12 protein-coding genes are annotated in these 13,475 nt (G+C 35.6%); 4 read left to right on the top strand and 8 right to left on the bottom strand.

Annotation, left to right across the window (positions count from 1 at the left end; all coding sequences use genetic code 11):
- Positions 1 to 22 precede the first annotated feature (22 nt).
- Positions 23 to 1,039, bottom strand: coding sequence for a LacI family DNA-binding transcriptional regulator (locus ABH961_RS00890; RefSeq protein ID WP_000103725.1), 1,017 nt, complete (start codon positions 1,037 to 1,039; stop codon positions 23 to 25).
- A gap of 197 nt (positions 1,040 to 1,236) precedes the next feature.
- Between ABH961_RS00890 and ABH961_RS00885 the strand changes: the two genes are divergently transcribed.
- Positions 1,237 to 2,178, top strand: a complete 942-nt coding sequence (locus ABH961_RS00885; RefSeq protein ID WP_048545298.1) for a helix-turn-helix transcriptional regulator — start codon at positions 1,237 to 1,239, stop codon at positions 2,176 to 2,178.
- 92 nt (positions 2,179 to 2,270) lie between these two features.
- Positions 2,271 to 2,774 (top strand): DinB family protein, encoded by a 504-nt coding sequence (locus ABH961_RS00880; protein WP_098642654.1) that lies wholly within the window; start codon positions 2,271 to 2,273, stop codon positions 2,772 to 2,774.
- A gap of 65 nt (positions 2,775 to 2,839) precedes the next feature.
- Here ABH961_RS00880 and yknW read toward each other — a convergent pair whose 3' ends face one another.
- The 5 genes from yknW to ABH961_RS00855 all read right to left on the bottom strand — a co-directional run bounded on the left by yknW (position 2,840) and on the right by ABH961_RS00855 (position 7,800).
- Positions 2,840 to 3,517 (bottom strand): YknW family membrane protein, encoded by a 678-nt coding sequence (gene yknW / locus ABH961_RS00875; protein ID WP_098642653.1) that lies wholly within the window; start codon positions 3,515 to 3,517, stop codon positions 2,840 to 2,842.
- A 24-nt stretch (positions 3,518 to 3,541) separates the two neighbouring features.
- A complete protein-coding gene (locus ABH961_RS00870; protein ID WP_142330299.1) occupies positions 3,542 to 3,844 on the bottom strand; it encodes a DUF2087 domain-containing protein in 303 nt (100 codons plus the stop codon).
- 36 nt (positions 3,845 to 3,880) lie between these two features.
- Positions 3,881 to 4,096, bottom strand: a complete 216-nt coding sequence (locus tag ABH961_RS00865; RefSeq protein ID WP_098077602.1) for a hypothetical protein — start codon at positions 4,094 to 4,096, stop codon at positions 3,881 to 3,883.
- Between the two features lie 101 nt (positions 4,097 to 4,197).
- Positions 4,198 to 7,011 carry a YhgE/Pip family protein gene (locus ABH961_RS00860; protein ID WP_404518750.1) on the bottom strand — a complete coding sequence of 938 codons (2,814 nt, stop codon included), beginning with the start codon at positions 7,009 to 7,011 and terminating at the stop codon, positions 4,198 to 4,200.
- A 216-nt stretch (positions 7,012 to 7,227) separates the two neighbouring features.
- Positions 7,228 to 7,800, bottom strand: a complete 573-nt coding sequence (locus tag ABH961_RS00855) for a TetR/AcrR family transcriptional regulator (protein ID WP_000963378.1) — start codon at positions 7,798 to 7,800, stop codon at positions 7,228 to 7,230.
- A gap of 326 nt (positions 7,801 to 8,126) precedes the next feature.
- Here ABH961_RS00855 and ABH961_RS00850 point away from each other — a divergent pair, with 326 nt between their 5' ends.
- On the top strand, positions 8,127 to 8,981 hold the full coding sequence (locus ABH961_RS00850; protein WP_048545315.1) for a hypothetical protein: 855 nt from the start codon (positions 8,127 to 8,129) through the stop codon (positions 8,979 to 8,981).
- Positions 8,982 to 9,077: 96 nt separating this feature from the next.
- Here the strand turns inward: ABH961_RS00850 and ABH961_RS00845 are convergent, their stop codons facing one another.
- Together ABH961_RS00845 and ABH961_RS00840 are read right to left on the bottom strand one after the other, a co-directional pair.
- The gene (locus tag ABH961_RS00845; RefSeq protein ID WP_048545317.1) at positions 9,078 to 9,377 is read right to left on the bottom strand and encodes a hypothetical protein; all 300 of its coding nucleotides are present in this window, start codon (positions 9,375 to 9,377) and stop codon (positions 9,078 to 9,080) included.
- Between the two features lie 104 nt (positions 9,378 to 9,481).
- Positions 9,482 to 11,848 (bottom strand): DUF6359 domain-containing protein, encoded by a 2,367-nt coding sequence (locus ABH961_RS00840; protein ID WP_098077596.1) that lies wholly within the window; start codon positions 11,846 to 11,848, stop codon positions 9,482 to 9,484.
- A gap of 241 nt (positions 11,849 to 12,089) precedes the next feature.
- Between ABH961_RS00840 and ABH961_RS00835 the strand changes: the two genes are divergently transcribed.
- Complete coding sequence (locus ABH961_RS00835; RefSeq protein ID WP_404518748.1) at positions 12,090 to 13,442, top strand: DUF4026 domain-containing protein; 1,353 nt, start codon at positions 12,090 to 12,092, stop codon at positions 13,440 to 13,442.
- Positions 13,443 to 13,475: the final 33 nt, after the last annotated feature.

Genomic DNA, 13,475 nt, shown 5'->3' with positions numbered 1-13,475 from the left:
AAAACCTAGCAGACATAGTCTACTAGGCTAATAACATCGTATTCTTCTTCATCGTTGAACCTTTCACCAAGAGCTCCAGTTCAAACTCATATAATTCTTTTTGTCGATAATTTTTCGTATGGATTTTATCCATCATGAGGTCGACAACTTTTCGGGCCATCTCATCGATTGGCTGTTCAATTGTCGTAATACCTGGCTCTGTAATCTGTGATAATATTTGATTATCAAAACCGATAACAGCGAGATCATCTGGAATGCTCCAGTCATGGCGTTTTGCCTCTGAAATGATTCCAGCTGCAACCTCGTCGCCTCCTGCCAAAATCGCGGTAGGATTTTTTTTGTCCTTTAATACTTCATGAAATATTCTCTTTCCATCATCCCAAGAGAAAGCGTTTTCAAGAAAATCGATCGCTTCTACTTGGCGGCTCTTCTCCGTTATGGCACGTAAAAAGCCCATTTTTCGCTGTTGGCTAACCACTTTGGTTTCGTTTCCACGGCAAAAAATAAGATTACGATATCCTTGTTCTAACACATGCTTAGCAGCTATGTATGCTCCTTGTGCATGATCAAACTTCACTGTCGGAACATTTGCTTCCTCAATATATTCATTACATAACACGATTGGACCGTGCTGTAAGTATGGCTCTACATCTTCCCACGGATTTTCTAGTGAACATAGAATAATCCCATCTACTTGTTTCGTAGATAATAATTGTAAATACTCCATCTCTTTTTCCGGTAAATATCTTGTTTGACAAATAATCAGTTTATATTTATGTTCAGAAGCAGCAATCTCGATTGCTTCAATAAATCGACTGAAGAAAGGATTTGTAATCCTTGGAACTAGCACCGCAATTGTTTCCGTCTTTTGTTTACGAAGCCTTCTCGCCGCAGAATTAGGAACGAAACCTAAATGCTTCATTGCTAATTGAACCCTTTTTTTCTTCTCATCTGAAACATATGGATGATTATTGATTACCCTAGAAACCGTTGTCCTTGATAACCCCGCTAATTTCGCCACGTCCTCTATAGTCGACACGAAATTCTCCCCCTTTGCATGAAAACGTTTTCTTAAACTGATTATATAGTATATTATTGGAAACTGCAATATCGGTTGTTATGATTTTACTATATTAATATTATACATAGGGAAAAGTATGTTAATGGGAGGGAAATTTATATTAGTTTTAGAAGTTTACAGGAGGCATATTTATTAAAGATAAAAGGAGATATTTCATGAATCGGACGGATCGTTTATTAGCTATATTAATTGAGTTACAAAGAAGACAAACTGTTACAGCACAAAGCTTAGCAGAAAAATTTGAGACAAGTATAAGAACGATTTATCGAGACATGGATGCACTTAGTGAATCTGGCGTCCCACTTTTCGCCATGCCCGGCCACGGCTACTCATTAATGGATGGTTATTTCCTACCACCCATTCAACTTACGCCTGAAGAGGCTGTTACTCTTTTATTAGGCGGTGATTATATCGAGAAAACTTTCACTTCTTCTTTTTCTGTACATGCACGATCAGCAAAAGAGAAACTTGAGGTTATCCTACCTACTGATCAACAAAAGAAAGCCCAGGAATTACGAGGAACTTTTCGTTTCCTTTCTCCTATATTTTCACATCAGCAATCTGAACAAGAGAAGCTGGAAAATCAAATTTTCTTATTGCAAGAAGCTATTCAAAAAGAACAGGCTATCTCTTTTTCTTATCTGAAACCGAGAGAAACTACAAAAATAAAACGGACCGTTCATCCTTACGGATTAGTCAATATTTCAGGGATTTGGTACATCGTTGCCCATTGTTTACTTCGAAAACAAATACGTAATTTCCGTTTAGATCGAATGGATGGACTACAACAAGAACAAGAATTCTTTACAAAACCCGAAGACTTTTCTTTGCAAAAATATCAGCCTGAAAGCAACCGTACTGTGATGATTCATTTATTATTCCCAGCCCATATTGCACATAAAATTATTGAATCACGATACTTCTTTATAGATTCATACGAGCATAGAGAAAATGGTTTTCACGTCTTTTTGAAATCAAGAAACATAGACGAAGTATTTCAATGGGTATTAAGTTGGGGAAGCCAAGTACAAGTACTTGAGCCAAAAATTCTTTCTGAGAAAATCCGTGACGAAGCAAAGAAAATGTTACAACTTTAATTATTGCATTTCACTACTGACATAATGTTGTCAGCATTACTTCTTTATAGTAGGGAGTAACAAATACATTTTCATAAAAAGGAGTTAGTGATATGAAAAAATTTGAAGAGTTAGCAACGTACTACATAGAGGAATTAGAAAAGTACTCTATAGAACAATTTAGGATGAAGCCTTCTCATGAGGAATGGTCTCTCGGTCAAATGTATAATCACTTAATTTCAGCTACACGCATGCAGTTAAATGCAATCGTGAAATGCAGAACTGAAGCGCCTTCTGCAACTAACCCAAAAACGGATATGGGCGAAAAGGTATATATGATGGGAGCTTTCCCAGACATAAAAATCAAATTACCAGATCTTCCTGGATATACGCCTGAAAACCCAGCTAATAAAGAAAACGTACAGAAACAGCTTCTAGAATTAATTACAATTGTAAAAAACATAGAGCCAACACTTTCTTCTATCCCAAGTAATTGTAAAGTCGAACATCCCGGGCTTGGTTACTTACATGCAGCAGAATGGTTCCAGCTTATTTCTATGCATTTTGCACATCATCTTCGTCAGAAAGACAGACTGGAGACAAAAGTTTTAGTATAAAAAATGCTAAAAGGTGGTTTGATCTATATCCAAACCACCTTTATATTTCTACTTCCCATATATCTTTACGGTTTAGATATTTCCTGCATAAATCCAGCCATACTCGCTAATAAACTAGTGAAAACGAAAAGGACAATAATAAGAGGAATAAGTTTCTCCTTATGTAAATTTGTTATCGTTTTCAAACCGATGCCTAATAAAATGTAATACCAAATATTAAATATATCTATTCTTTGAGCGATTGTATGCAAAACCATGTTATCCGTTGCTATTGCCCCTAGACTCGTATAAGATATCTCATATCCATTTAGAGACAATGCAATGAATCCGTTTAAAATCATCCCTAATCGTAATACAAACGAAGCATAAATAATGATAGGAAATGTTTCTTTATAGGTAATATCAACCCCGAAAAAAATCATAATGTTTTTATAGAATATAGGCGCAAAAAATAAGGCTATGATTCCACTGATTACGGAAACCCCCAATGTAGTAAAGAAAGTTATATATTTCGGTACCGTAAATCCCGTTTTATCATGAAACATACTAAGCGCAGGATTGTTTAAAGTATTCCATGACATGAAAGCACTTGAAATTATAATTAGTACTATTAAAAGTACAAGTGGTAAAAGTATATTTCTTTGATTCTTCATCCTTTTAAATTGCAGTGTTGGCGAAGTGAATATCCCTAAAACTGATGGTTTTCCCGAAATCTCTTCACTTATAAGACTACTAGCTTGCAAGAAAATTCCCCTTCCTCATTACATTTATAACTCCTCCCACTTCGTCCAAACTTCTCTCCCGTTTATATGGTACATATTATCCTCTCGATCCATAAATCCGTGCACAATAAACTCACGTCTAATCGTACAGAAATCATCGTGATATTGTTTTATAAATGTATTAATTTCTTTTTCCGTATATTGATTTTCAGCGTTTAACTTTCTAATTAAATGCTCTAACAATACTAGTTTTTTCTTCTTTTGACCTGGAATCGATTTTAGGCGGTCCTCTTTATCGAAAAAGTTACGAATCGTCGTATCCCTGAATTTCATTTCACTTTCAGTCATTTTGTTGTCCTCCATTGATTTTTATACAATAAAACTTTATTGTTTGTCCTTACTATTCTTCTTCATTCTTTCACTTACAACATCCATAAGGTAATACCCGCTAATTAGCACATAGTAAACTAAAAGTATTCCTAGTGCATCTTTCATATTTATATATTTTTCTTTGTGAAACAAGATAGGTGAAAGGGCGTAAACAAGAAAGATGATTAGCGGATTTACGATAGAATAGTAAGTAAGATTTCCTTTCATCATATCAACTCCTCTGTAATATACTTCTGTTCAAATCGTTGCAATTCCTGTCCTTTTATTTAGCCCTACATTAAAATAAAAAAGCACCGAAAAGGTGCTTTTTTCTATGCTTCAACCGATTGGTTTTCCGCAATATTTCTAAATTGTCGTTTGTGCATCCAAGTTAAGGCTGCAATTGTTCCAAGTGATAATACAACGATGAAAATCATGAGTACTCCTACGTTTTGCCACATGAAGTTAAAGTCTCCACTTGATACGACTGCTTTCAATCCTGATACAGAGTATGTCATCGGTAACCAAGCATTGAATGGTTGTAAAAACTTCGGAATCAATTCTAGCGGGAATGTTCCGGCACTTGTTGTAAGCTGAATAATTAATGTAATGATGGCGATGAAACGTCCTGCATCACCAAATGCTGTTACTAAACATTGAATTAATGCGATAAACGCTAAGCTTGTAACGATGCTAAAGAGTATGAAATACGGAATACTTTGTACTTCTACACCTAATCCGAATAGTAATATAACATCCGCTACTACCGCTTGAATAATACCGACTGATAGTAATACGCCGAACTTACTAATAAACCAACTAAATCCTGATTTCGGAACGCCAACTGTATCACGTAATGGATATACGATAGATAATAGTAATGCCCCAACAAATAAACCGAGTGATAAGAAATACGGTGTAAATCCAGTTCCGTAGTTTGGAACTTCCGCCATTTTCTCCGTCTTCACTTTTACAGGACTTGCAAACATATCATACGTTTTATCCGTCCCTTTCACTTCACCAGTTTTCTCTGCCCCTTCGCCAAGTTTTTCAGCAAGTTCACCTGAACCATCATTTACTTTTACGAGGCCATCTGTTACTTTACCAGATCCGTCTGCTAGTTTATTTACGCCGTCGATTAGCTGGGTTGAGCCAGTTGACATTTTATTTAGACCACCATTTAGAGTACCTAAGCCAGTTGTTACTTGACCGGAGCCATCTGCTAATTGATTTACTCCACCTGTCATTTGGTTTGCTCCTACAGATAATGTACCTAAACCGCCTGTTACTTGGCTTGAGCCATCTGCTAATTGATTTACTCCACCCGCCATTTGGTTTGCTCCTGCGGATAATGTACCTAAACCGCCTGTCACTTGGCTTGAGCCATCTGCTAATTGATTTATCCCACCTGCCATTTGATTTGCTCCTGCAGATAATGTGTCTAAGCCGCCTGTTACTTTACCCGAGCCATCTGCTAATTGATTTATCGCATCAATTAATTGACCGGATTCGTTTTTAAATTTATTTGCGCCTTCTTTAGCAGTATTTAACTTCGCACCAAACCCTTGAAATTTTTCAACAAACCCTTTTTGTGCACTGGATAATTGATCAATACCAACAGTTAAAGATTTTAATTCTGCTGGATTTGGTAGTTTGCTTTGCCCATAACCTGTTTTTTGATCTATTTCACCTTTTAATTGTTTTACTTCTTCATTTAATTTATTTGTTCCACCCGCTACTCCAGCAGCTTTTTGCTGAACTGTCGCTGTATTTTTTACAGCACTTGTTATGAATGGTTGTAACTGCTCTTGATATTCTTTTGGTAAACTTTCAATTTGCTTTTGTAAATTCGCTACATCTTGCGCTGCATTTTTTGCATCTCCTGCTGTTGATTGCGTAAATTCATTTAACTGATTTACATTCGCCTCAGCTCCATCTATTTTCTCATTTACTGTATTCAATATAGAAGGGCCTTTCGACTGCATTTCCTCTAAGACTGCAGCAGACTTTTGTACGTTACTATTTAAATCTTGCAATCCCTTTTGAATTTCTTGAGACCATTTTTCTAATTGACTTTGCCCTTCAGCAAGTTTTCCCATACCATTTGATAGATCAGTTGTTCCTGTTTTTAATTCACCGGATTTACTTACTAATTGGTTCAAACCACCGGTCACTTTCTCAGATCCATCATGTAATTCACCAATTCCTTTTTGCATTTCACCCGTTTTACTATTTAACGTATTTAAACCGTCTGTTACTTTTCCAGAGCCATCTACTAATTTTCCGATACCTGTTTGCATCTCACTTGTTTTACTATTTAACGTATTTAAACCGTTCGTTACTTTTCCGGAACCGTCTAATAATTTCCCGATACCTATCTGCATTTCACCTGTTTTGCTATTTAGCGTATTTAAACCATTTGTTACTTTGCCTGACCCATCTACTAATTTATTAGATCCATCTGCTAATTTCTGAACTCCATCCTTCATCTCTCCAGACTTCCCTTGAAGTGTATGAAGGCCATCTGTCACTTTACTTGAACCATCATGCAGCTCACTTGATCCGTCGTGTAGTTTGTTTGCTCCTTCCTCCCCATCTGCTAATCCTTTTGAGACGTCTTGAATGGAATCAAACATTTTCTCTGCATATGTTTTCGTTAACGTACTTGATACTTCACCTTTAATTTTTTCAATGGCTGTTCCGCCAATTTGTGAAGATAAGAAATTTAAGCTTTCGTTCGGAATGTATTCTAAGTTTAATGGTTTTGGATCATCTTTTAATAACGTTGTAGCGTTACTTGAGAAGTTATCTGGAATGCGTACTAACATGTAATACTTTCTGCCTTCCATTCCTTTTTTCGCTTCTTTTTCACTTACAAATTCCCATTTAAAACTCTTATTGTCTTTTAAATTATCAACGAGCCCTTTTCCGACCTCAATTGGTTTCCCATCAAATACTGCACCTTTATCTAAATTGACTACCGCAACTGGTAAATCATCTAACTGTTTATACGGATCCCAAAAGGCCCATAAAAACATACCCGCATATAAAATCGGTACGAATAAAACAGCGATAATTGGAATTAATATTTTTTTACTTTTTATAATTTGTGTGAACTCTTTACGAAGTAACTGATTTCCTTTCATCATTTCTCCCCCTTTTTAAAATGACCAAAATGTTCAATTGGTCATTTTTACCCAAACAAAAAGGCTATACTGATTCATACATATGCCTTATCCCCGAATTTATACTATGCAACTTTTTCTTCATATGAAGTGAATATTTCTATTATCCCTCCCTAAAATAAATATATGACCATTTTGTTCAAGTGGTCACTTTTTTATAATAATAAAAGGATTATCTTAGTTTGACAATCCTTTTAATAAATAAAGTTCAAATAATTCTGCAATTTTTTCTTTTTCTAGCGGTTCATGATTTTTTTCCCAATCAAAAATAAGCGATACGTATAAGCGAAGCATAATAAATGCTGTAATTTCTGGATCACATTTGCTAATCTCACCTTTTTCAATCGCAATCTTTAAATACGATTGAATGACAGAAACGATTTCCACATCTACTTGTTGCATCACTTCTTGTACTTCTTTCGTTCCCATATCACGCTCTTCTTGAATTAACTTAATCATGAGCTGATGTTCTTTTCTGAATTCTAATATGCTATATAATGCTCTATGTACATTTTCAAAAAATGAAACATCTGAACGAATTGCATTTTCTGCAACTTGCTTCATTTCTGTAATTAAATTAGAAATAATTTCGCCAAATAGCTCTTCTTTATTTTTGAAAAAAGTATAAATCGTTCCTTTTCCTACATTCGCTAACTTCGCTACTTGATCCATCGTTGTTGCTTTATAACCGAACGCTGAAAAAGACTTTGTTGCAGCTTCAATAATAGAACGTTTTCGATCTATCGCCACATCGTCACCTCCAAAAATGACCAATTGGATAATATAGTCAATCAGTACATCTTTGATATTACCACACGCTTACATTGTATACAAGTTCTCTTTTTTATTATTTCCAGCATAAAAAATTCCAGTCAAGTTATATATTACTGTCCATAGTGTATCAGAAGAAAAGAGAAAAGGAAAAGGTGTTCTTAAGATATACAATTAAACCTTACTTAACAACAACAAATTTCCCTTTTTTCAAATAATCAAATAAAAAAACAAGAAAATGTTTACATTTAATAGTAATATAGAAAATAGACAAGTTTATCAAAATAGTGGAGGCTTTTTCAGTCATGATGCGTGCGCTTCGTTTAAATATAAAGCAAGCTTTTTGTAGTCGTATTTCTTTAATTATTATGTTTAGTGGATTCGTTCTTATTTGTATTTATCACTATTACTATGTAATTCGTTATTTAGGAGACGCAGCGAGTGGACCTATTTCAACAGATATAAAATGGATCGGATTTCGCGACAATGAAATGGATGTTTATTTATTATTAATGCCAGTTATTGCGAGTTTCCCCTTTAGTACAAGTTACAATTCGGATAAGTCAGATGGTTTTAAACCGTTTGTGAGTAAGGGGATTTCTTTATTTCCTTATTCAGTAATGAAATATATCGTTACGTTTTTTTGCGGAGGATTTCTTTATACATTTCCATTCATCTTATCGTTATTATTTTGCAAATTAACCATTCCAGACGGAACACCTACGATTGGTTCAGGCATCATAAATGCTGATGGAATGTTCGCAAACCTATATTTCGATGCACCTCTCACTTACATTACTGTATATATCGGAATTAATTTCTTATTTGCAGGTTTAATGGCCCTTTTAGGACTTGCTGCATCTGTATGGTCACAAAAGGACTATATGGCAATTCTCTTTCCATTCGCAGTTGCCTCCATTCCGTACGTCCTGCTAAATACAATACTTCCTTCAATAGGCGGAGCACCTATTCATTTATATGATCCGAAACAACCATTGCAAGGCATGTCACCGTACATTTTAACGATGCAATGTGCTTTCTTCCTTCTCGTTAGCTTATTCATGTATATACAAGGAGTAAAGCGGGATAGAAAAAAATATAGAAGAAGACTGCAAAAAAGAGATCGGTGTAGAAAAGCGTTTCAAGCAATTTCAGACTAAATGATTGAATGAATAAGAGCGTAATTCCCTAAGTTAGTTTAGGGAATTACGCTCTTATTCTCATTTACATTTATCAATCTTATAATCATCTCCCCTTTACGGCGTACCTGCCAATCCCCATAAAATAACGACCGCCGCAAAATAAATCGCTTTAATACCTACAACTGAACATAATAAAATAATTGCATATGTACTTAATTCTCTTCTTGCACCTATTAAAGTAAAAATGACTGCCAAACTAAACGTTACATAGGACGATGCTGTATGTATTAAGTTATATGTAATATCCAAATTTTGAGTAAGTCCTGTTACCTCCGCTACAAATTGGAGCATGACGATTGTACTAAAAAAAATCGCAAGCTGATTTATTAATTTTCCATTTAACCACGCTTGCATCTTTAACCTCCTCATTGTAAAAAGCTGAATTTTCAATTAATTTTAACATGATTTTTACAGAAAAAGAACGCTCAGTATATCTCTAAGCGTTCTTTCATGACTATTTAAGAAGCTTTCTTCAAGTCAATTTGAGCAAGTACTGGGTCGTGGTCACTTACACGTCCATGTTCTTTCATAATGTTTGAGTTTAAGTGTACTGGGTCTACAATTGTGTGTGGTGCGATGTTGTTTGTTACTAAAATATGATCTAACACTTGTGCATTTCCTTCATGAATGTACGTGTAGCGGTTCTCTTTCGGCACTGTGTTTAACATATTTTTTAAGTTTGTTCCTTCTAGTGCTTTTAGTGGTTTAGCGAACTCAAAATCGTTCATATCCCCTAACACAACAACTGGTGCATTCGTGTTCTTTTTCTGAATTCCTTGTACGAATTGATTTACTTCTTGCGCTAACTGAATTCGTTTTTCTTCACTCTTTAATACGAGCGGCTGCACTTTTCCAAATGGCGTTGCATCTCCTATTTTTGAGTTTAAGTGATTTGCAACGACAACAACGTTTTGTCCTTGGAATGTAAATTCTGCTGCAAGCGGTTTACGTGTACTTTCAAATAATGAACTTTCGTCTCCAATACGAACGACATTTTTATCAAGTAACTTCGGTACTGCTGCTAATTTCACGCGTGATGGGTTGTAGAAGAAACCGACGCGAATATTCGCTCCTGGTGCTCCCCCGTCTAGATTATTGTTCGGAGCAATTTCTACATACTCATACTTCGGTCCACGAATTTCTAAAACCGCATCAATGATACGTTTTGCGCTTAACGAAGCATCTGTTGTACCGTCATTAATCGTTCCGTTATTATCTTGCATTTCCTCTACACCGATAATATCTGGCATTTTTAAGTTGTATTTAATAGAATACGCTAACGCTTTTACCTTTTCGTCTGTTGTTTCTTTTTTATTCGCCGAGAAGTTTTCAATGTTATATGTAGCAACTGTTAACTTATCAAGACGAGGCTGAATATTCGCCCCTACTTGCTTAAATCCACCGTCCACTACAGATGGTAATTCCGTTATTGGTGCAATGCGGAACGCACCGTAATCATATCCGACTACCCCTGTTATATCTCCAGTGAAAGTATCTCCTACTTTCGCTACATAATCACGAGGGACTTTTACAGAAAGACGCTCTGGGTTTAATTGATTTTCATCTAATACAGGTGTGCCGTATTTCGTTACGACTTTATTTCCGCCATTTTCTACTGTTACATATAAATTTCCGTTTTTCTGAGGTGCAATAATTTTTGGCGTTGGCATCGTAACGCGCATACCTTCTATACTTTCATAAAAGTCGATTGCATCTTCATTTGGATCAAATAAACCGAATGCATCATTATCGATAATTTGATCAGGGATTTTCACACCGTTTTCTCCAAGTACAATCGGTGCTGGTAAAGGTTGATCTTTTGCGATTACAGCAACGCGGCTCGCTTTAATTTCCGTCGTCGTTAAATCTGTGTCAAACCTTTCTGCATACCCAGGTCCAACATATTCTTCTACTTCTCCATCAATTTGAATAAGATCTCCTACCGCTACATTCGCATCTTTTTTGTATACATACATACCTTCTGACGTAGCTGGATCATTATCCGGCTGGTTATCTTCTATATAAAAACCATTTTTATCAAGTGCTGTTACAATGCCTTCCACATTGTATACTTTCTTCCCTTTGTAAGGAGAAATATGTGATTTTCCTTGAATATCATGAATACGAACTGGTTCATTATTTACGATAATAAATGAAAATGTTGAAATCGCTGAAGAAGTAAGCCCTTCTTTCTCTGCGATTGCTTTAATCACACTATTTTCATTCACTACAATTTGTCCGTTATAACGAACACTCTTATTTGTAGGGTTAGAGCCATCTAACGTATAGTAGATTGTTGCTCCTTCTGTATTCGTTGTTAATGTTACCGCTGTGCCCTTCGCAACTTCTCCGCTACCAGGCGAAGATACTACATCGCTAACACGGTTTTGTCCTTCCCCTTGAAACTTATGAGACGTTACCGATTTTAAACCTGGGCTACTAAAATATAATTCAAGCGTCCCTGTTAAACTAACTTTCTTCCCGATATTTTCAGGATGATCTTTCACGTTTACTGCCGCTCTCACATCACCTTTCGGCAACTGAACAGGCATGATTTTGTCTGGATTCGTCTCATTTGGCGAATCTGCAATTGCTACGTTTGTATCATCAAACTTAGCCGGATCTTTCGTGTATTTAGAAGGACTTTGCGTATATCCAACGATGTATCCTTCCACTGTCCCCTTCGTTTTCCCTTGCTGTTTAAATACTTGAATTGCTTTTTCTACTGACATAGAAGTATTTTCTTCTGCTTGTACTAAAGTTCCAGTAAATGAAAGCAATAGTATGAATGATAAAAAGACACTTAACAATTTCTTCACAGCCATTTTCCTCTCCCTATTTCATATTTTCTCAGCATTTCTATCATATCAAATGATTCGTTATATAGAATGGTATTTCGACAAGTTTTACAAAAAATTTATTTAATTTACAAGCTTTCAAACTATAATACAAAATAATAATTTTACACCTTCTACAAATGCGCTCTATAATGTTAGAGAGAGAAAACAGAAAATATCGAAATTTCATTGGCATGTAAAATGGATTCATTTGAATAGGAGTGATTGGATGGAAGTGCAAACAGAAACATACCGCGCAGCTATGAATGGAACATTAGAACGTCATTTTTCAGATATGATTGCCGTTATACCAACTAGAATTACGATTGAACAGTTAAAACAGCGGCTAGAGACTATCTCTACTAAAGTGGATGAATTAAAAATTATTTACAGTGATGAGACAAGCCTTATTGTTGAGTTACATATGGATGAAACAATCATACCGTATGAACTGCATATTGATGAAACGAGCGATCCAGAAGAATATAAAATGTACAATAGACAAGATTCTACAATCGTAGATCGTAATTTTGAAGATGCTGCTTATGGCACTGAAATTTTCGCTCGTACGCTATTTGTAGGCGATGTGCTGGACTGCTTTTTCCAGCAGTTACAGTTTTTATGGAACCTCGCTCCAGATTTGTTATTTGTAATCGATTCAAGTGCAGCAATGAAAGTAATATCTAGAAGCTATATTAAATATCACGTTGAAAATGAATTATTACCTGACATTCCTGACTTGTATGTTATTCATTCTGTTTATGAAGACGATAAAGAAGGTGAGCCTACGCAATATTGGTTTCATACACATGGCCTTTTAAGAGCAGGCGTAACAGAAATAGAATTAATTATTCCAAATCGCATTTCATCCTACTACGGCATTGGTGATCTCTTTCAAACATTTGCTAATAATGCCGTTGAGAATGGACAAGTCCCTATGAATGAGCCTATCGTGATCGCGCATAGTCAGCAAGGTTCTATCCATACAGTAGCTGTTCCGTGGGAAAAGGGATTATCTTATATTGGGCATAAAACGAGTATGGATCAATTGTCTTCAATCGAGGATGAAGAAGTGAAACTACAACCAATAGATGCACAAAACATATTCTTAGGCGGCATGGATGACCGAGATGAATACCATCAATCTCCATCCGTTCTCTTATTCCAATTTAATACTTCAGAAGAATGTATCGAAAGCTTTTTCAAAGAACATGAGGAAGCTACAGGGCTTATGTTCTATAAAACAAATAGTGAAACCGATCGTATGGCTTATAATGCAAAGAATACTTTCGGGTATTTCAGCAACATTTTTCACATTGAACAATCAAATGAAGATTTTCGTTTCCTCGCTAAGTTTGGTGTCTCCTACGAAGAGGGAAAAAGTGAACATATGTGGTTTGAAATGCAAAACATTACGGAAGACTTCATTCAAGGAATACTCATTAATGAACCATATTTTATAGAAAATATGAGTGAGGGAAATAGTTATCAGTTAGAGTTTGAAAACTTAACAGAATGGGTTATTTATGCGGGAGATGCCGTTATAAAGCCAAATAATTTATATATGTTTATTGGCGAATAAGTATTTTATATAACAAACGAAACGCCTTCAATA

Source organism: Bacillus sp. RC251, assembly GCF_044908765.1.
Taxonomy (GTDB): domain Bacteria; phylum Bacillota; class Bacilli; order Bacillales; family Bacillaceae_G; genus Bacillus_A; species Bacillus_A wiedmannii.
Note: the sequence above shows the minus strand (reverse complement) of the source record. Positions and strands in the feature narration are given on the sequence as shown.